The sequence below is a fragment of the Caballeronia sp. GACF4 genome (genome assembly GCF_023631025.1).
Taxonomy (GTDB): domain Bacteria; phylum Pseudomonadota; class Gammaproteobacteria; order Burkholderiales; family Burkholderiaceae; genus Caballeronia.
Map to the genome: position 1 here is coordinate 306358 of NZ_JALQDW010000004.1, position 17902 is coordinate 324259.

At 62.1% G+C, this 17902-nt stretch carries 19 protein-coding genes and 1 tRNA gene; 9 read left to right on the top strand and 11 right to left on the bottom strand.

Annotated elements, in window-relative coordinates; genetic code table 11:
- Positions 1–40: 40 nt before the first annotated feature.
- Complete coding sequence (locus NCR40_RS05290) at positions 41–676, bottom strand: NADPH-dependent F420 reductase (RefSeq protein ID WP_250508901.1); 636 nt, start codon at positions 674–676, stop codon at positions 41–43.
- 124 nt (positions 677–800) lie between these two features.
- On the opposite strand from NCR40_RS05290, the gene NCR40_RS05295 reads away from it, so the two are divergent.
- On the top strand, positions 801–1253 hold the full coding sequence (locus NCR40_RS05295) for a winged helix-turn-helix transcriptional regulator (RefSeq protein ID WP_250508902.1): 453 nt from the start codon (positions 801–803) through the stop codon (positions 1251–1253).
- Between the two features lie 425 nt (positions 1254–1678).
- Here the strand turns inward: NCR40_RS05295 and NCR40_RS05300 are convergent.
- From NCR40_RS05300 to NCR40_RS05320, 5 genes are all read right to left on the bottom strand, one after another.
- Positions 1679–1755, bottom strand: a tRNA-Pro gene (locus NCR40_RS05300).
- A gap of 89 nt (positions 1756–1844) precedes the next feature.
- Positions 1845–2261: a hypothetical protein gene (locus tag NCR40_RS05305; protein ID WP_250508903.1), complete on the bottom strand. Its 417-nt coding sequence runs from the start codon at positions 2259–2261 to the stop codon at positions 1845–1847.
- Positions 2262–2444: 183 nt separating this feature from the next.
- Entirely contained in the window at positions 2445–3341 is an 897-nt protein-coding gene (locus NCR40_RS05310; protein ID WP_250508904.1) for a LysR family transcriptional regulator, read from the bottom strand.
- A 123-nt stretch (positions 3342–3464) separates the two neighbouring features.
- Positions 3465–4388, bottom strand: coding sequence for a LysR family transcriptional regulator (locus tag NCR40_RS05315; RefSeq protein WP_250508905.1), 924 nt, complete (start codon positions 4386–4388; stop codon positions 3465–3467).
- A gap of 76 nt (positions 4389–4464) precedes the next feature.
- Positions 4465–5277: an IclR family transcriptional regulator gene (locus NCR40_RS05320; RefSeq protein WP_250464436.1), complete on the bottom strand. Its 813-nt coding sequence runs from the start codon at positions 5275–5277 to the stop codon at positions 4465–4467.
- Between the two features lie 220 nt (positions 5278–5497).
- Between NCR40_RS05320 and NCR40_RS05325 the strand changes: the two genes are divergently transcribed.
- From NCR40_RS05325 to pcaC, 6 genes are read left to right on the top strand one after another with little or no spacing between them, the layout of a single operon-like run.
- On the top strand, positions 5498–6202 hold the full coding sequence (locus NCR40_RS05325) for a 3-oxoacid CoA-transferase subunit A (protein ID WP_244827716.1): 705 nt from the start codon (positions 5498–5500) through the stop codon (positions 6200–6202).
- A 12-nt stretch (positions 6203–6214) separates the two neighbouring features.
- Entirely contained in the window at positions 6215–6871 is a 657-nt protein-coding gene (locus NCR40_RS05330; protein ID WP_244827717.1) for a 3-oxoacid CoA-transferase subunit B, read from the top strand.
- Positions 6872–6904: 33 nt separating this feature from the next.
- Complete coding sequence (gene pcaF, locus NCR40_RS05335; RefSeq protein ID WP_250492243.1) at positions 6905–8107, top strand: 3-oxoadipyl-CoA thiolase; 1203 nt, start codon at positions 6905–6907, stop codon at positions 8105–8107.
- A gap of 4 nt (positions 8108–8111) precedes the next feature.
- Positions 8112–9470: a 3-carboxy-cis,cis-muconate cycloisomerase gene (locus tag NCR40_RS05340; RefSeq protein WP_250508906.1), complete on the top strand. Its 1359-nt coding sequence runs from the start codon at positions 8112–8114 to the stop codon at positions 9468–9470.
- 27 nt (positions 9471–9497) lie between these two features.
- Positions 9498–10292: a 3-oxoadipate enol-lactonase gene (pcaD, locus tag NCR40_RS05345; protein WP_250508907.1), complete on the top strand. Its 795-nt coding sequence runs from the start codon at positions 9498–9500 to the stop codon at positions 10290–10292.
- Positions 10289–10675 (top strand): 4-carboxymuconolactone decarboxylase, encoded by a 387-nt coding sequence (gene pcaC, locus NCR40_RS05350; RefSeq protein WP_244827721.1) that lies wholly within the window; start codon positions 10289–10291, stop codon positions 10673–10675. Before pcaD ends, pcaC begins: the two co-directional genes overlap by 4 nt.
- Before the next feature lie 65 nt (positions 10676–10740).
- Here the strand turns inward: pcaC and NCR40_RS05355 are convergent, their stop codons facing one another.
- Both NCR40_RS05355 and NCR40_RS05360 read right to left on the bottom strand, forming a co-directional pair.
- Complete coding sequence (locus NCR40_RS05355) at positions 10741–12057, bottom strand: DUF3443 domain-containing protein (RefSeq protein ID WP_250508908.1); 1317 nt, start codon at positions 12055–12057, stop codon at positions 10741–10743.
- A gap of 14 nt (positions 12058–12071) precedes the next feature.
- Positions 12072–12545, bottom strand: a complete 474-nt coding sequence (locus NCR40_RS05360; protein WP_244827723.1) for a DUF2844 domain-containing protein — start codon at positions 12543–12545, stop codon at positions 12072–12074.
- Positions 12546–13001: 456 nt separating this feature from the next.
- Between NCR40_RS05360 and bamC the strand changes: the two genes are divergently transcribed.
- Together bamC and NCR40_RS05370 are read left to right on the top strand one after the other, a co-directional pair.
- Positions 13002–14195 (top strand): NlpB/DapX family lipoprotein, encoded by a 1194-nt coding sequence (gene bamC, locus NCR40_RS05365; RefSeq protein WP_250508909.1) that lies wholly within the window; start codon positions 13002–13004, stop codon positions 14193–14195.
- 457 nt (positions 14196–14652) lie between these two features.
- Positions 14653–14943 carry a putative quinol monooxygenase gene (locus tag NCR40_RS05370; RefSeq protein ID WP_250508910.1) on the top strand — a complete coding sequence of 97 codons (291 nt, stop codon included), beginning with the start codon at positions 14653–14655 and terminating at the stop codon, positions 14941–14943.
- Positions 14944–14982: 39 nt separating this feature from the next.
- On the opposite strand, the gene NCR40_RS05375 is transcribed toward NCR40_RS05370, so the two are convergent.
- The 3 genes from NCR40_RS05375 to NCR40_RS05385 form a co-directional block, all read right to left on the bottom strand.
- Entirely contained in the window at positions 14983–15243 is a 261-nt protein-coding gene (locus NCR40_RS05375) for a DNA-binding protein (RefSeq protein ID WP_244828011.1), read from the bottom strand.
- Positions 15244–15411: 168 nt separating this feature from the next.
- On the bottom strand, positions 15412–17028 hold the full coding sequence (aceB, locus tag NCR40_RS05380; protein ID WP_250508911.1) for a malate synthase A: 1617 nt from the start codon (positions 17026–17028) through the stop codon (positions 15412–15414).
- A gap of 55 nt (positions 17029–17083) precedes the next feature.
- Positions 17084–17851 (bottom strand): haloacid dehalogenase type II, encoded by a 768-nt coding sequence (locus NCR40_RS05385; protein ID WP_250464453.1) that lies wholly within the window; start codon positions 17849–17851, stop codon positions 17084–17086.
- Positions 17852–17902 lie beyond the last annotated feature (51 nt).

A 17902-nucleotide genomic window follows, 5' to 3' on the forward strand; every position in this document is an offset into this window, starting at 1 on the left:
TCCAGAAAATGTGATGCGAGATGTCGTGGCGCTGGTGCAATCAGCCGAACAGGCTGACGCCGATTGAGAAGTTGGCGTGCTTGACGGAGTGAGTGAGCAGTCCCAGCGACAGCAGGCTGACGTGCTCCAGCGTCTTCGCCATGAGCAGCGGCCCGGTATCCATCGGGCGCAGTCCGAGGCTCGCGACGAATGCCGAGACGCGTGCTTTCGCTTGTGCGTCGTCCCCAGCGATGAACACGTCGAACAGGCGGCCCTCTACTGGATCGGCAGCCAGGACGTGAGAAAACAGGGTGTTGAACGCCTTGACGATTTTCGCGTCGGTAGGCGCGGCCTTGGCGATCTCCCGCGCGCCGAAGCTGTCGCCCGGAGTCACGAAGCTCACGTGATCGGAGGCAATGGGATTGGTGATGTCCACGAGAACCTTGCCTGCAAGCTCGTTCCCGTATTGCTTCACCACATCGAGAACGGCTGGGTAGGGAAGCGCCAGGATGACCACGTCCCCGGCCGGGGCGACGCCGAACGTTCCTGTCGTCGCGTTGGCTCCAAACTCTTCGGCAAGCGCCCGCGCCTTGGCAGCGTCGCGACTCATTACCTCGACTGTGTGTCCCGCCTTGGCGGCAAGGCCGCCGATCGCTGCGGCCATGCCGCCTGTGCCAATGATGCTGATCGTGCTCATGCAGTCTCCTGGTGAGTTGGGTGGTGCTCGTAACCACTAGCAACCATCCTATTCACATAACTTGCAAAAAACAAGTAAACGAGGAAATTTACTTGCTTCATGCAAGCGATGTTAATATTTGGCCATGAAGACGACATCCAAAGAAGACCTTCGATCCCATTGCGCGGTGAACTACGGCGTGGAGATGTTTGGCGACCGGTGGTCGCTCTTGATCATTCGCGACATCGTTTTTGTTGGCAAGAAGACGTATGGCGAGTTTCTGAGATCGGAAGAGGGAATCGCGACCAATGTCCTTGCGTCCCGCCTTGCGTTTCTTGAGGAGCAAGGAATTCTCTCGAGGGCGCCCAGCCCCGACGATGGGCGCCGTGACTTCTACACGCTGACCGAGAAGGGCTTGGACCTCATCCCTGTCGTGCTGAACATCGTCCTATGGAGCGCGAAGTACGATTCAAAGTCGTACGTTCGGCGAAGTAAGGCTTTCATTGCCCGATTAAGACAAAGCCCCCTGCTGGTGAGCGAAGAGGTGAAGACGCTGGTTCGGAATGGCGGATGTATGTTTCCGGAGAGCAAGGAATAGACAGGGCGGCAGGCATGCCGTGCTACGTCGATAAACGATGCGCGCATGGCTAGCCGAGAGGTGCGGCGAATAGCGGCCCGATGTCGAGAACGGTTCTGGAGACCGTGACTGAGGTTCAGCGGCCTGAGCGGGCGAAAAATCGCGCCGGCTTCAGTTCCATTCCGTACGCGATCTAAGACATTACGGCGAAAGCGATAACGGATGCAGAGAAAGCGCGACCACTACATCGACGCTCGTCAGTCCGCCGTAGCACATGCCACGCGCGCGCAGGACGGAGATGACGATTCAGCCGCGCAGGAGTTTCATCTTGACTGTACGCAATGCGCTTCGGCGGCGTTCTTTTGGAAGCCGTCAGAATCGCTTCTTTCGCCATGGACATACAAATGAGAAAGCCCGCGTAATCAAAAGATTACGCGGGCTTAATTTGGTCGGGGCGAGAGGATTTGAACCTCCGACCACCTGCACCCCATGCAGGTACGCTACCAGGCTGCGCTACGCCCCGAAAGAGCGAAAGTATATCAGAGCGAAACGAATAGTAGAACTGCTTCGACGAAATTCGTGTTCGGACTCGTCGAATCTACTCGAAAATGCTCACAGCCTGAGTTCAGATTGCGTGTAAGGGGAAGTCTTGATCGTAACAGGCGCGTCATTGTTACGCAGCGTCGGCACGCGCCGCTTGCGCGCAAGCGCTGCGCGCTGACGCTTGCGAAAGCGCTGTGCCAACAACGCCGACACGACACAAGGAATCAGGTAACTCAGCACGCGTTCGCTCCACTTGCTCCGCGTTGCGATGCTTTCATACTGCGTGTGATCATGAAAACTCGCGGACGCAAAGACCATCGTCAGTACGAAGTCGAGAGCCATTGCCAGAAAGCAGAAGATGAAGAACACGAGTGCGCCATTCCACAGCAGCTTGCCGTGACTTGCGTTGATCGTGCGGCAGACGAACATCACCACGCACAGAAGCAAGAGGTTGAACAACAAGGGGAGCCAGGGAAAGAAGTCCATGTGCGCTAAGCCAATGATGATGCGTGAAAGAGCCAGCCTCCCCAGCGGCGATCGTCACAATCCGTGATAACCAGATCGTGGAAGGCCAAACCGGGAATTGGGCGCGATATTCACACACGGCAAGCAGCGCTTGAATACGAGTATTCTTAATCTACGACTAATCCGAATTCTGTCGTGATTCGGTCACTTCCTTGGTTCTTGATCGCTCAGCGAGTCCGACAAGAAATCGATGAAGGTTCTGACCTTCGTCGTCATGTACTTGCGGCTCGTGTACACCGCATACACCGACGGCGCGAACGCTTCGTAGCCCGGCAGCACGCGCAGCAAGTTGCCCGCGCCCAGTTCGGGATCGACGATCCACGCCGGCAGATACGCCATGCCCATCCCGGCGCGCACGAGTTGGAGCGCCATCGACGTATCGTTGGTCTTCAGCACCGGCTGATTTCTGACCGTGAACGCGCCGTCCGCGCCCGTCAGCGTAACCGTCTCGATATTGGTGTAAGTCGGCAGCACGACGCGATGCCGCGCCATGTCGTTGGGATGCCGCACCGGCCCATGCCGTTCGATATACGCAGGCGATGCCGCCAGCACGAACGGCATCCGGCACAACGGCCGTACGATGAGCGAGGGCGACGGCTCGGACGTCGCGCGCAAGGCCATGTCGTAGCCTTCCTCGACCAGATCGACGAAGCGGTTCTCAAGGCGCAGATCGACGAGCACATCCGGATAACGCGCCTGATAAGCCACCAGCAAATCCGCGAACTTACGATTGGCGAACCAGCCCGGCGCGGTCACCTTGAGCACGCCATGCGGCTGCGCCGTCTGCGTGCCGACCGCGGCTTCTGCCGCACGAAGGATGTCGAGCGCCTCGCTGCACTGTTCGTAATAAACGTTGCCGGCTTCGGTCAGGCTGAGATGCCGCGTCGTTCGATTCAGCAACCGCACGTTCAAATGGCGTTCGAGGTTGGCGACGTGTTTGCTCGTCATCGCGGTCGAGATGTCTAGCCGTTCGGCCGCCTTCACGAAACTTCCAGCTTCGACGACCTCGCGGAATACGCGAAGACTGGTGAGCGCATCCATCGATCATTTCCTTCGAGGAAACAAAACGCCAATGTTAGCCGGATTTATCCGCGGATGAGGGCCACTCGGACGCAAGCCGGAGCGGGCGTTAGACATCGCCGCACGTCGAGGAAAAGCTGCCCGTCACTTCGGCCATTCGTCGAGTGCGTCGTTGAAGAGCGAGGCGACGACGCCACGCAGCCAACTCGTGCGTGTATCGTTATGAAACTTGCGATGCCAATGCTGCCGCAGATCGAACCTCGGCAGCGCGAGCGGCGGCTCGGCGAGCGTGATCGACGCGTGTTCGGCCACATACGCGAAGCCGATCGCATGCGGCACCGTCGCGATGAGATCCGTACGCGACAAAATGAACGGCAAGCTCATGAAGTGCGGCGTCTCCAGCACGGCGCGGCGCCGCACGCGTTCCTTGTCGAGATGATTTTCGAGGATCTCCTGACTGCGTCCCTCGGCGCGCACGACGGCGTGGCCGCATGCGCAGAAGCGTTCGAGCGTGAGAGGCTCGTGCGCGAAGGGATGATCGCGCCGCATGAGACAGATGAACCGGTGCGAAAAGAGCCGCTGCTGGAAGAAGTTGTTGCCGCGCAGATCGGGAAAATAGCCGACCGCCAGATCGATCGAGCCGGCTTCGAGTCCGCGCTCGACATCGCCGTGTGAAGCCGACACAGACCGCAGATTCGCTTGCGGCGCCTCGGTTGCGAACGCCTGCAACAGGCGCGGCAGAAACACGATCTCGCCGACATCCGACAGCGCTATCGAGAACGTGTCGGTGCTCGATGAGGGATCGAAGTGCTGCGTATCGAGCAAACCGCGTTCGATCCGCCCGAGCGCCTCGCGCGCCGCCGGCACGAGCGCCAGGGCGCGCGGCGTCGGCTCCATGCCGCGCGAGGTCCGCACGAACAGCGGGTCGTTGAAATATTCGCGCAACCGTCCGAGCGCCGTCGACACGCGCGGCTGACTCACGCCGAGCCGCTCGGCGGCGCGGCTCACGTTGCGCGTCTCCTCTATCGCGACGAGGAACGGGATCAGATTCAGGTCGAGGTCGGTCATGCGGCCGTCGTTATCGTCCGGCGAAATAGTGCGTCATGCGGCATTCGCCTTCGCGGATAGTGGAGTGTCGCGCGGATCATCCACGCCGCGCAACCATGTCCGACACGCGCTGCGCCGCTTCCTGCAGCGGCGTCAGGAACGACTTCACCATTTGCTTCGCGCTCTTGCGCTGCGCGTTGCCGGAGAGGTTCAGCGCGGCGATCACGCGGCCTTGCCGGTCGCGAATGGGCGCCGATAGCGAGATCAATCCTTCTTCCAGTTCCTGATCGACGATAGCCCAGCCCTGGCGCCGCACGAGCGCGATCGATTCCCTGAGCGCAGTCTTGTCGACGATGGTGTGCGGCGTGCGCGCGACGAGTTCGCTGGCATCGAGTGCTTTGTCGAGTTGTGCGTCGTCGAGCGCGGCGAAAAGCACGCGGCCCATCGACGTGCAGAACGCGGGCAGACGGCTGCCGATCGACAGATTTTGCGTGATGATCTTGTGGGTCGGCACGCGCAGCACGTAGACGATCTCCGCGCCGTTCAACACCGCCGCCGAGCAGCTTTCGTGAACTTGCGCAACGAGCTCTTCCATGACCGGCTCGGCGAGATTCCAGAACGGCATCGACGTGAGATAGGCGAAGCCCAGGTCGAGTATCTTCGGTGTGAGCTGGAAGAGGCGGCCATCGGCTTCGACATAACCGAGCGTCTGCAACGTAAGGAGAATGCGCCTTGCGCCTGCGCGCGTTAAGCCGGTCGCGGCGGCGACATCGGTGAGCGTCTGCGCCGGGCGGTTCGCGTCGAACGAGCGGATGACCGAAAGCCCGCGCGCGAACGATTGCACGTAGGCGTCGCCGGGACGCGCGGGGTTATCGGATGAATCCGCGTCGGCATTCGTTGGAGTGGACATATTGAAAGCGTGAAGACCCGTACAAACCCGCACTTCGCGCATGCTTCGTTGACACGACAAAGAACCGGGGACTAACATGCCGATGTTCGCTTAACGAATCCATGTTCGCATATCGAACATTTCGAAGCAAGCTTGTCGGCGCACAGGTAAACCCCGAGATGCGTTTGCTTCAAGCAGCCGCTGACACGCAAGTCGGTTCGACACAGGAGAAAGTACGGCAATGATCAACAAGATTTTCGACTCGCTCGCGTCGGCGGTGGCGGATGTGCAGGACGGCGCGACCATCATGATCGGCGGTTTCGGCACGGCGGGCATGCCCTCGGAACTGATCGACGCGCTCATCGAACAGGGCGCGCGCAATCTCACCATCGTCAACAACAACGCGGGCAATGGCGACACGGGTCTCGCCGCCTTGCTGAAGGCGAAGCGCGTCAGCAAGATCATCTGTTCGTTTCCGCGTCAGACCGACTCGCACGTCTTCGACGCGCTCTACCGCGCGGGCGAAATCGAACTCGAACTCGTGCCGCAGGGTAATCTCGCGGAGCGCATTCGAGCGGCGGGCGCGGGCATCGGCGGATTCTTCACGCCGACCGGCTACGGCACGAAGCTCGCCGAAGGCAAGGAAACTCGCGTGATCGACGGCAAGCACTACGTGCTCGAAGCGCCGCTACACGCCGACTTCGCGCTCGTGAAGGCCTATAAGGGCGACCGCTGGGGCAATCTGGTCTATCGTAAGACGGCGCGCAACTTCGGGCCGATCATGGCGAGCGCCGCGAAGACCGCCATCGTGCAGGTGTCGAAGGTCGTGCCGCTCGGCGAGCTTGACCCCGAGAACATCGTGACGCCGGGCATCTTCGTGCAACGTGTGGTCGAAGTGCCGCAGGCGGTGCATGCCGCCGAACTCGAAGCTGAACTTGCATCCTGAAGGATCGAAGCCATGAAGAAACTTTCCCGTGACGAAATGGCCCGCCGCGTGGCCGCGGACATTCCCGAAGGCGCGTATGTGAACCTCGGTATCGGCGTGCCGACGCTCGTCGCCAATCATCTCGCGGCGGATCGCGAAATCTTCCTCCACAGCGAAAACGGCCTGCTCGGCATGGGTCCCGCGCCCGCGAAGGGCGAAGAGGACGACGAACTCATCAACGCCGGCAAGCAGCACGTCACGCTCTTGACGGGCGGCGCGTTCTTCCATCACGCCGATTCCTTCGCGATGATGCGCGGCGGCCATCTCGACTTCTGCGTGCTCGGCGCGTTCCAGGTCTCGGCGACGGGCGACCTCGCCAACTGGCACACCGGCGCACCCGATGCGATTCCCGCCGTCGGCGGCGCAATGGACCTGGCCATCGGCGCCAAGCAGGTGTACGTGATGATGGAACTGCTCACGAAGCAAGGCGAGAGCAAGCTCGTGGCCGAGTGTTCTTATCCGGTGACGGGCGTACAGTGCGTGGATCGCGTATATACGGACCTCGCCGTGTTCGACGTGACGCCGGAAGGCTTCGTCGTGCGCGAGATGGTGGAAGGTCTGTCGTTCGACGAACTGCAAAAGCTGGCCCAGGTGCCGCTGCAATACGTGCCGCTGTCCGAGGCTGCATAAACGCTTCGACTGAGAGATAACTGGAGTTGACCGATGAAAGAAGCTTTCGTATGTGATGCCATCCGCACGCCGATCGGCCGTTACGGCGGTTCGCTGTCTTCCGTGCGTGCCGACGACCTGGGCGCCGTGCCGCTGCGCGCGCTCGTCGAACGCAACAAGGAAGTGGACTGGGAAGCCGTCGAGGAAGTGATCTACGGCTGCGCGAATCAGGCGGGCGAAGACAATCGCAACGTCGCGCGCATGTCGGCGTTGCTTGCCGGCTTGCCTGTGGGCACGCCCGGTTCGACGGTCAACCGCCTGTGCGGTTCGGGCATGGATGCGGTCGGCATCGCGGCGCGCGCCATCAAGTCGGGCGAGGCGAGCCTTTTGATCGCGGGCGGCGTCGAGAGCATGAGCCGTGCGCCGTTCGTGATGGGCAAGGCGACGAGCGCGTTCTCGCGTCAGGCCGAGATTCACGACACGACCATCGGCTGGCGCTTCGTCAATCCGCTGATGAAGAAGCTCTACGGCGTCGACTCGATGCCCGAAACCGCCGAGAACGTCGCCGACGACTACAAGGTGAGCCGCGCCGATCAGGACGCGTTCGCGCTGCGTAGTCAGCAGAGGGCATCGCGCGCGCAGAAGGACGGCACGCTTGCGCAGGAAATCACGCCGGTCAGCATCGCGCAGAAGAAGGGCGACGCGCTCGTCGTGTCGCAGGACGAGCATCCGCGTGAGACGAGTCTCGAAACGCTCGCGAAGCTGAAGGGCGTGGTGCGTCCGGACGGCTCGGTGACGGCGGGCAACGCTTCGGGCGTGAACGATGGCGCCGTCGCCATGCTGATCGCCGACGAAGAAAGCGCGAAGCGTCATGGCCTCACGCCGCGCGCGCGCATTCTCGGCATCGCGACCGCGGGTGTCGAACCGCGCGTGATGGGTATTGGACCGGCGCCCGCATCGCAGAAGCTGTTGGCGCGCCTTGGCATGACGATCGACCAGTTCGATGTGATCGAACTGAACGAAGCCTTCGCCTCGCAAGGGCTCGCCGTGCTGCGCATGCTCGGCATTGCCGACGACGATCCTCGCGTCAACCCGAACGGCGGTGCGATCGCGCTCGGACATCCGCTCGGCGCGTCCGGCGCGCGGCTCGTGACGACCGCGAGCTATCAGTTGCAGCGCACGGGCGGGCGCTTCGCGCTCTGCACCATGTGCATCGGCGTGGGCCAGGGCATTGCGATGGTCATCGAGCGTGTCTAAGGACATGTTCGCCTCGACCGGTCGTCTCACGGATCTCATCTGCGGCAACGAGACCGCCAACGCGCTATGGTCGGCGCGCGCGACGGTGCAGGCCATGCTCGATGTCGAAGCGGCGCTCGCGCGTGCATCGGCGGAGCATGGCGTGATTCCGGCGAGCGCGGTCGATGCGATCGTCGCCGCGTGCAATGCCGACAACATCGACGCCGGCGCGTTGATGACCGGCGCGGCCGCCGGCGGCAATCTCGCGATTCCGCTCGTCAAGCAATTGACCGCCGTGGTGAAGGCCGGCGACGCCGAGGCCGCCAAGTACGTGCATTGGGGCGCGACGAGTCAGGACATCATCGACACGGGCGTCATGCTGCAACTGCGCGCCGCATTCGAACTGATCGATACGGATCTGCGCGAACTCGCCGCATCGCTCGCGCAGCAAGCGCAGAAGCATCACGCGACGCCGATGATCGGCCGCACATGGTTGCAACAGGCGCTGCCAATCACGCTCGGTCTCAAGTTCGCGCAATGGCTGGATGCGGTGACGCGTCATCGCGGGCGTCTGTACGAACTGAAATCGCGCGTGTTCGTGCTGCAATTCGGCGGCGCGGCGGGCACGCTGGCGAGTCTGCGCGACAAGGCCTTGCCGGTGGCGCAGTCGCTCGCCGATGAACTTCAGCTCGCCCTGCCCGCGCTGCCTTGGCATACGCAACGCGATCGCATCGCGGAGGCGGCGGCGTTTCTGGGCATGCTCACGGGCACGCTTGGCAAGATCGCGCGCGACATCTCGCTCATGATGCAGACCGAACTCGGCGAACTGGCCGAGCCGGCCGCGGCAGGCAAGGGCGGGTCGTCCACCATGCCGCACAAGCGCAATCCCGTGGGTTGCGCGGCGGTGCTTACTGCCGCGACGCGCGCGCCCAATCTCGTCGCGACGATTTTCGCGGGCATGGTGCAGGAACACGAACGCGCACTCGGCGGCTGGCAGGCGGAATGGGAAGCGCTGCCCGATCTCGCGCGGCTTACGGCGGGCGCGTTGTCGAATATCAAGGGCATCGTGCCGGGTCTCGAAGTGAACGTCGCGCGGCTCGCGCGGAATCTCGACGCGACCAACGGTCTCGTGCTCGGCGAAGCGGTCATGCTCGCGCTCGGCGACGCCATCGGCCGGCTGGATGCGCACAAGCTCGTCGAGCAGTCGTCGAAGGCGGCGGTGGCAAGCGGCCAGTCTCTCTTCGAAGTGCTCGCCGCGAACGAAACCGTCACGCAGCATCTTTCGCAACAACAGTTGAAATCCTTGCTCGATCCGGCGAATTACGCCGGTCAGGCACAGGCCTTCGTCGACGCCGCGCTCGAGCTTCATCGCGCGAACGCGTGAGCGCACAAGATTCAGGAGCGATACAGCATGCCCCTTGCCGCTATCAACGGTACCCGGATTCACTATCGAGTCGATGCCCGCGCGGGCCATGACGCCCCGTGGCTCGTGCTGTCGAATTCGCTCGGCGCCGATGTCTCCATGTGGACGCCGCAAGTCGAAGCGTTCGCCGAGCACTACCGCGTGGTGCGTTACGACACGCGCGGCCACGGCCATTCGGACGCGCCAGCGGGGCCGTACACCATCGATCAGTTGATCGGCGATGTCGTCGGGCTGCTCGATCATCTCGGTATCGAACGCGCGCATTACTGCGGTCTGTCGATGGGCGGGCTCACGGGCATCGGGCTCGCCGCGCGTCATCCCGAACGTTTCTCGCGCGTGGTGCTGTCGAACACGGCGGCGCTCATCGGCTCGGATGCGGTGTGGACGCCGCGCGCCGCGAAAGCGCGTGAAGCAGGCGGCATGTCGTCGCTGACCGACGCCGTGATCGCGCGCTGGTTCACCGCGCCGTTCATCGAGCGCGAGCAGCTCGTGCTCGCCAACATCCGCGATGTCTTCCGGCATACGGAGGGCGAAGGCTACGCGTCGAATTGCGAAGCGATCCGCGACGCCGACCTGCGCGCCGAAGCGAAGACCATCGCGCTGCCGGTGCTCGTGATCGCAGGCACGCACGATCTGTCGACGACTGCCGAGCAGGGCCGCGAACTGGCGGGTTATATCGAAGGCGCGCGCTACGTCGAACTGGACGCGGCGCATTTGTCGAACATCGAGAAGCGCGACGATTACACGCGCGCCGTGCTCGACTTTCTCGGAGAACAACCATGACTGATGACGAACGTTACGAAGCCGGCATGAAGGTGCGCCGCGCGGTGCTGTCCGATGCGCACGTGGACCGCTCGCTTGCCAACCGCACCGATCTCACCACGGATTTCCAGAACTTCATCACGCGCTATGCGTGGGGCGAAATCTGGACGCGCGATGGCTTGCCGCGTCATACGCGCAGCCTTCTCACCATCGCGATGATGGTCGCGCTCAATCGTGGCGAGGAACTCGCGTTGCATCTGCGCGCCGCGAAGAACAACGGCGTGACGCAGGACGAGATCAAGGAAGTGCTGTTGCAGACGGCCGTGTATTGCGGCGTGCCGGCCGCGAACTCAGCGTTCCATCTGGCGCAGAAGATCTTCGAGGAAGAGGCGCAGAAGAAGTAAGTAGCTTTCCGCCTGTTGCGGCATGTCAAGCCGAGGGCCGTTCATCGCGAACGGCCCTCGGCTTTTCAGAACGCGTAATACGGCCCGTTTCCTGCGGGCGTCGCGCGTCCTTCGAGCGCCGTGAACACGCGTCTCCCAAAGAAGAATGGCAAGCCCCAGTCGAAGTAACCGCTCGACGGTCCGGCGAGATTGCTGAACGCGAAATTGCCGCTTGCGATCAACGTGGTCGATTGCGCGACGCTGAACGAGACGTCGGTCGTGATGCCGCTCGTCGAACGCACGGTCGCGCTCAAGGCTTGCGTCGCCGCCGGGCAATACCACGCGCCGCATGTCGTGATGCTCGTCGAAGGGAAGAACAACCCATTCGATCCGCTGTCGATGAAGCTCGTCCCATACTGACTGCCGCCGAAGCTCGTCGACACATAGCCGGAAGACGAACTCGATTTCAACACCGTCGCCGAGCCAAGCAGATTGTTCGCCTGCGTACCGATGCCGAAGGTCATCGTCCCCGTGACCGCGGATGCGCCTGCGGCTGGAATGGCGGGGAGTTCGATCAGCACGCCGTTGTTGTCGGCGGCGAAATTGGCGACCGGATTGGTCACCTGCTGCGCAACCGGCAAGCTGCTCGCCGTGCAACCGCCGCCCGCGTTGCAGGTGTAGTACCAGCGCGGCATGGCGGAGGCGGCGCAGCCCGCGCCGCAATCGGCGGTGAACGGACCGACGCCGAGAATGCCGTTGCCGCGCAGCTTCGATGCGTCGAGCATCGGCAGGCCGGACTGTGCGCAATCGGCGGGCGCCGTGGGCGTCGATGCATCGGCGATCAACTGCACGGAGGTTGCCCCCGCGACTTGGCCAGCGAGCCGCACATCGGCGGTGCGCACGGCGCCCCATGTGTAGCCCGTGCCGAACACCGAGCATTCGGCGACGAACCCATTCGAACCGCTTGCCGCGACGAGCGGCAGCGCGATTTGCGAGTTCAGCGCCGACGCCAGCACGCGCAGCCCGTGCGAGCCGGTATCGACCTGGATGTTGTCGATGGTCTGGCAAGTATTCGTGCCCGGCACGCAGATAGTGACGCTCGTCTGCAGCATGTTGCGCGTGCGAGTTGGCGTGCTGGTCACGGTGATGGTTTGCACGTTCGGCGTGGTCGATTGCACGACGGTGGTGGAGTCGGCACTCGGTGCGGATGCCGCGCTGGCGCTGCTGGCGGCGCTTGCCGCGGCCGGGACGCTTGCCGGGCCCGGCGCGCTGGCCGTCGCGGGCGCGCTGGCTTGTGCAGGTGCCGCGGGTGCCGGCGTGGCGCTGTCGGATCCGCCGCCGCCGCATGCGGTCAAGGTCAGTGCGGTGACGATAAGAAGCGTGAGATGCGTGCGAATAGGCATGCGTGCCTCCATCGTCATTGAATATCGGCGGTGGATACGCCAACTGGAAGCGCGCTCACGAGCCATGCGCGGCCACTGAACTCACGCAGCCGCACGTGATTTTCGACGACGAGATCGCCATTCGCGATGCGCGTCGCGTGCAGACCGGCATCGCCCGACGAAGCGTTCGCGCCGTCCTTGAAGCGCTGAAAGTACGCGCCGAGCAGCGCTTCGGTGTCGGGCATGGCCGGTCCGCGCCAGGAGATTGCGTACACGGCGCCGCTGGCCGCGACGTATTCGCGCACGACGATGCCGTTCGCGTCCGTCGTTTCGACGTAATCGAGCAGGCCGTGCGTCGATCGATGCGCGACGACACCTGGCGAAAATACGGCGCTGCGCGCTATCGCGCCGAGTTGCGCTTGTGCAGGCGCGGCCATCGATCCGCCGAGCGCGATGCAGGCCGCCGCGAGGTAATGAGGATTTCTTAGCGTATGTCTTGGCGTAGTCACGTGTTCCTCTCTCAGTTTCACTCAGATAAGTCTTAATTTTGAGAGCGATTCTAGAGGGAAGAAGGGGATGGGCGATACCGTCGCCCGAGGCACTCGAAAGCCGCGAAAAGCCTTCGAAAGACGGGCGTGGTGCCTTGAAAATCAGTACGTTACGAAGCTCGAAAAGCCAAATCGCCTATTTTTGAGACTGTCATAAATTGTCATTTCGAGGCGAAGACGATTTAATGGCTTGGGTGCATCCATGCCTTTTGACCGCAACAAAAGCGCATTCGCTGCCGATGGCGAATTGCCAACAAATCTCGGCGACAAAAAGCATCCAGTTTCCGTGGATCAATATCGCGACGAGCGTCGCGGAAAACGAAACCGGCCTCTTTTTGCCAGAGACACCGCCAGACCGGTAAAATGCTGGGTTGATCCACGGAAGAACCCGTGGCGTTGCGGAAGGACTTTCCAGACATGACAGATTTTCGTGTAACCAGGCGGGTTGCTGCGGTCGTCGCAGTGGCAGGAATCGTGGCGGGTTGCGGCACGTCTTCACCTAACGCGATCAACTACAAGAGCGATCAGCGCTCCAAGCAGGAAACTCTCGCGAATCCGCCGAACCTGCTCGACGAAGCCGTCGATCAGCGTTCGCTGCCGCCACAGGGCGGGCAGACATCCCTTTCCGATCTGCAGCAAGTCCAGAAGGTCGCGCCCACCGCACCCACGGTGGTGCCGCCAATCACGGGCATGCGCATTCAGCGCGATGGCGCCGAGCGCTGGCTCGTCGTCGACGACCGCGCGCCCGATCAGGTCTGGCCGCAGATCCGCCGGTTTTGGCAAGAGCAGGGCTTCTTGCTCGTCGTCGATCAACGCGATAAGGGCGTGATGGAAACCGACTGGAACGAAACGCATCCGCAAATTTCAGATGGCCTGATTCGCGACACGCTCTCCAAGGCCACGGGCAATTCCTATGTCACGGCCGAGCGCAACAAATACCGCACGCGTCTCGAAGCGGCGCCCAACGGCGGCACGTACGTGTTTATCAGCCAGAAGGGCATGCGTGAAGCGTTGACCGGCGTGAACAACGACACGAGCCAGTGGCAGGCGCGTCCGAACGACCCCGCGCTCGAAAACGAATACCTGCGCCGTCTGATGACTTCGCTTACCAACGCGGACACGCGTCAAGCGGGCGGCACGTCTTTGCCGGGCGCGACCGCCGCGGCGGCGAGCGCCAAGGCTGGCGACAAGAAGGCTGCATCGGTTGCCGCGCAGAACGCGGTCAACGCAGGCAACAGCCCCATTCGCAACGAAGCCGTACCCGAAGCCACGACGTCGGAGCTGACCCTGCCCGAAGCCTACGACCGCGCGTGGCTGCGCGTGGGCATCGCGCTGGATCGGGCGAACTTCACCGTGGACGATCGCGACCGTGGGCGTGGCGTCTACTACGTGCGTTACGTCGATCCGAACGACAAGACATCGGCCGAGCAGGGCTTTTGGAGCCAAGTGTTCCACGGCCGCAAGGAAATGGTCGCGAAGCAATATCAGGTCAACGTGCGCGCGGTCACCGAACAGCAAACACGCGTCGCAATCGTCGACGACAAAGGTCAGCTCGATTCGTCGCCACAAGCGCGACAGATCATGGCCTTGTTGGCCGGTCAGATCGGCTGAACATCGCGTTCGCAGCCTTCGGGCTCTCATCGTGTGCAAACCGCCTCGTCATCGAGGCGGTTTTTTTTCGTCAACCTTTCTCGGCGCGACAAGTTAAGCCGATAGCGAAAAAATCGGTCGTGCGATTGAACGCATATGCGAGCGTTCCGCCCTTATTGCGCAGAGGATTCTTTCTATCGCGCTATGTGCGCAAAAGCTTATAGAAAATGACCGAGTGGACAGTACATTACGTCATCGGCGAACACGGCACCGCGAAGCGCCGAAACAGGACAAACGAATAATGGTTCGCGTTCTCGCGAACCCCGATGGCCCCGTCGCCTATCCTCGTAGGGCGACGGTTTTTACCCGCGTTTCATTCGGAACGCGGGTTTTTTCTTTGTGGATCGAAAACGGCAAAGTGCGCCGCGCGCGGTTATGCTTCGCGTTCCATCCCAACATTGAAACGAGGAGAACACTTATGTCGGAAGTCGCTGTCGTCGCTATTTTTGTCGCGAAGCCAGGCAAGGAAGAGGAACTCAGGAAAGCGCTCGAAGCGAATGTCGAGCCGACTCGCAAGGAACGCGGCGCGTTGCAATACGACTTACATCGCGATGTGAAGGAACCGCGCCGCTTCATCTTCGTCGAGCGTTGGGAAAGCGAAGAGGCGCTCGCCGAGCACGGCAAGTCCGCGCATATCCAGGCGTTTCGCGCCAAGTCGCCGGAACTGGCCGAGCACGGCGAGGTTCACGTCGCAGGCAAGATTCTCTGAACTGCGGCGTGAATGAACGGCGCGGATGCCGTTGGGTCGTTAGTGTGTTTCGTGCGGGACGTCGAGGATCAGAATGATGGTCCAGTCCGCATCGCCGTCGTGATGATATTGACGCTCGGCCACGATAAACGGTTGCTGCTTGCCTGACGGCCCAAGGAAAAGCACATCGCCTTCCATCGGCAAACATTCGACCGGCGGCAGTGCCAGATAGGCGTCCTTGCTGGCGTTGCGCGGCATCAGTTTCTCGATTTTGCGCGATGCCGCCTCGGTCCATTCGATATCGAGCTGGATATTGCTCATGCTGTCGTTCGCACGGTCAGTGCGCTCCACGGTTGAATCGTTAAAAAGACGATGCGCAATGTAGCACACGCCATGCGCGATTCGTTCGCCACGTCTCAATGAACAAACGGCCCGCAGGCCGTTTGTTCGCAATGCACGTTTCGCAATGAACGACTCAACCTTCGCGGGTCAGATCGCCTCGTAAAGCGGCAGGGTCAAAAATTCGGTGAACTGCGCCGAAGTCGACATCTCTTCGAAGATCTTGGCCGCGCGTTCGTAAGGCTTGGTATCGCTGCCCGCGCCGCCGACCAACTGCTTCACCTTCTCGAGTTCGTCGATGGTGATCTCCCGCACCATCGCTGCCGTGACCTTGCGGCCATCGTCGAGCTTGCCCTTCGGCGAACGAATCCACTGCCACACTTGCGAACGCGAAATCTCGGCGGTCGCGGCATCTTCCATCAGATTATGGATCGGCACGCAGCCATTGCCCGCGAGCCACGAACCGAGATAGTGGATGCCCACGTTCACGTTATTGCGCAAACCGGCTTCGGTGATCGGTTCTTCGGGACGGAAATCGAGCAGATCGTGTGAGCTCACCTGTACGTCGTCACGTTGCTTCGCGATCTGATTCGGCTTGTCGCCGAGCACTTTCACGAATTCTTCCATCGCAATGGGCACGAGTCCCGGATGCGCGACCCAGCCGCCGTCGTAACCGTCGGTGGCATCGCGCGCCTTGTCGGAACGTACGCCGCCCATCGCTTTTTCGTTCGCGGCGGGATCGTTCTTGATCGGAATCAGCGCCGCCATGCCGCCGATAGCCGGTGCATTGCGCTTGTGGCACGTCTTAAGTAATTCGAGCGCATACGCGCGCATGAAGGGCACGGTCATCGTGATCTTCGCGCGATCGGCGAGGCAGAAGTTTGGATCGTTCTTGAACTTCTTGATCGCGGAGAAGATGTAATCCCAGCGGCCTGCGTTCAGGCCGGAGCTATGTTCGCGCAGTTCGTACAGAATCTCGTCCATTTCAAAGGCGGCGAGAATGGTTTCGACCAGCACGGTCGCGCGAATCGTCCCGCGCGCAATGCCCACGCTTTCCTGCGCCGCGATGAAGATGTCGTTCCACACACGCGCTTCGAGATGGCTCTCCATCTTCGGCAGATAGAAGTAGGGGCCGCTGCCGCGCGCGATCAGTTCCTTCGCGTTGTGATACAGGAACAGCGCGAAGTCGAAGATGCCGCCCGAGACGCGCTCGCCATCGACCGTCACGTGTTTCTCATCCAGATGCCAGCCGCGCGGACGCACGATCAACGTGGCGACCTGGTCGTTGAGGTTGTATGACTTGCCGTTCTGTTCGAGCGAGATGGTGCGGCGCACGGCCTCCATCAGATTAAGCTGGCCGGTGATCTGGTTGTCCCAACTCGGCGCGTTCGAATCCTCGAAGTCGGTCATGTACGAATCCGCGCCGGAGTTGAGCGCGTTGATGATCATCTTGCGCTCGACCGGACCGGTGATCTCCACACGACGGCATTGCAGGTCCTTCGGCAACGGCGCCACTTTCCAGTCGCCTGCGCGAATCGATTCGGTCGATGCGAGGAAGTCGGGACGCTCGCCTGCGTCGAGCCGCCGGGTACGTTCGATACGCGCGGCGAGCAGTTCGCGGCGACGCGGCTCGAAACGGCGATGCAGCGATGCAACGAGCGCGAGCGCCTCGGGCGTGAGGACGGTTTCGAAGCCCGGCTTGATCTCGGCCGCGATGCGCATGCCCTCGGGCAACGACAGCGGATGCGATTGCGATGTCTGCGTCATGTTCAAATCTCCTTGGTCGGTCAGACGGTTTTGCTTGTAGCGGTGAAGCGGTAAATCAGTTGCGCGGCGCCCGGCGCGCACCACGTAAGGGAATGTCCTGTGGCTTGCATCCACCTTCGATGAATTCGATCAGTTCGGCCATGCCGCGTCCCGTTGCACGTGGCGCGAGCCCGAGTTCTTCAACCGGCAAGCCGGCGCGATTGATCCAGAACGTCGTGTAGCCGAACCAGGTCGCGCCCGCGATATCCCAGCCGTTCGACGACACGAACACGATCTCGCGCGCCGCCGCGCCGAAAGCGCGCGTGCCGAGTTCGTACGCGGCGGCGGCGGGCTTGTAGGCGCGCACCGCATCGACGGAAAGCACGTGGTCGAAGAGGCCCGTCATGCCCGCGCTTTTGATGGCGATATCGAGCATCGGCGGATTGCCGTTGGACAGGATCGCGAGGGGAATGCTTGCGCGCTCGCGCCATTGTTTGAGCGCGGTCACGGTATCGGGGAACGCGGAAAGGCAGGCGTATTCGTCCATCAGACGCTTCTCGGCGGCGCTGGTGAGCGCATCGGCAAGACCGAGGCGGGCGGCGGCGTGGCGCAGGGCATCGATCGTGATGTCCCAGAACGGCGCGTAATGGCTACCCGACGGATCGGCGAGCGTGCGCAACTGCGTGTATTCGATCTGCTTTTGCCGCCAGAGCTGCGAGAGCGGCTCGCCCTTGCCGGGAAACAGTTGCTCGGCCACGGAGACGACCGAGTGAACATCGAAGAGCGTGCCGTAGGCGTCGAAAATCACTGCGCGGGGAGATGGGTGTGTCGTTATGGCCGACATAGCCGTGCGCTCCATGTAGAGGTCGGGTTGGATTGTATTGGTGATCGTAGT

Excerpts from the sequence above, each read along its gene's own strand:
- NCR40_RS05290 (WP_250508901.1), bottom strand. The coding sequence starts at position 676 with ATGAGCACGATCAGCATCATTGGCACAGGCGGCATGGCCGCAGCGATC.
- NCR40_RS05295 (WP_250508902.1), top strand. The coding sequence starts at position 801 with ATGAAGACGACATCCAAAGAAGACCTTCGATCCCATTGCGCGGTGAAC.
- NCR40_RS05305 (WP_250508903.1), bottom strand. The coding sequence starts at position 2,261 with ATGGACTTCTTTCCCTGGCTCCCCTTGTTGTTCAACCTCTTGCTTCTG.
- NCR40_RS05310 (WP_250508904.1), bottom strand. The coding sequence starts at position 3,341 with ATGGATGCGCTCACCAGTCTTCGCGTATTCCGCGAGGTCGTCGAAGCT.
- NCR40_RS05315 (WP_250508905.1), bottom strand. The coding sequence starts at position 4,388 with ATGACCGACCTCGACCTGAATCTGATCCCGTTCCTCGTCGCGATAGAG.
- NCR40_RS05320 (WP_250464436.1), bottom strand. The coding sequence starts at position 5,277 with ATGTCCACTCCAACGAATGCCGACGCGGATTCATCCGATAACCCCGCG.
- NCR40_RS05325 (WP_244827716.1), top strand. The coding sequence starts at position 5,498 with ATGATCAACAAGATTTTCGACTCGCTCGCGTCGGCGGTGGCGGATGTG.
- NCR40_RS05330 (WP_244827717.1), top strand. The coding sequence starts at position 6,215 with ATGAAGAAACTTTCCCGTGACGAAATGGCCCGCCGCGTGGCCGCGGAC.
- pcaF (WP_250492243.1), top strand. The coding sequence starts at position 6,905 with ATGAAAGAAGCTTTCGTATGTGATGCCATCCGCACGCCGATCGGCCGT.
- NCR40_RS05340 (WP_250508906.1), top strand. The coding sequence starts at position 8,112 with ATGTTCGCCTCGACCGGTCGTCTCACGGATCTCATCTGCGGCAACGAG.
- pcaD (WP_250508907.1), top strand. The coding sequence starts at position 9,498 with ATGCCCCTTGCCGCTATCAACGGTACCCGGATTCACTATCGAGTCGAT.
- pcaC (WP_244827721.1), top strand. The coding sequence starts at position 10,289 with ATGACTGATGACGAACGTTACGAAGCCGGCATGAAGGTGCGCCGCGCG.
- NCR40_RS05355 (WP_250508908.1), bottom strand. The coding sequence starts at position 12,057 with ATGCCTATTCGCACGCATCTCACGCTTCTTATCGTCACCGCACTGACC.
- bamC (WP_250508909.1), top strand. The coding sequence starts at position 13,002 with ATGACAGATTTTCGTGTAACCAGGCGGGTTGCTGCGGTCGTCGCAGTG.
- NCR40_RS05370 (WP_250508910.1), top strand. The coding sequence starts at position 14,653 with ATGTCGGAAGTCGCTGTCGTCGCTATTTTTGTCGCGAAGCCAGGCAAG.
- NCR40_RS05375 (WP_244828011.1), bottom strand. The coding sequence starts at position 15,243 with ATGAGCAATATCCAGCTCGATATCGAATGGACCGAGGCGGCATCGCGC.
- aceB (WP_250508911.1), bottom strand. The coding sequence starts at position 17,028 with ATGACGCAGACATCGCAATCGCATCCGCTGTCGTTGCCCGAGGGCATG.
- NCR40_RS05385 (WP_250464453.1), bottom strand. The coding sequence starts at position 17,851 with ATGTCGGCCATAACGACACACCCATCTCCCCGCGCAGTGATTTTCGAC.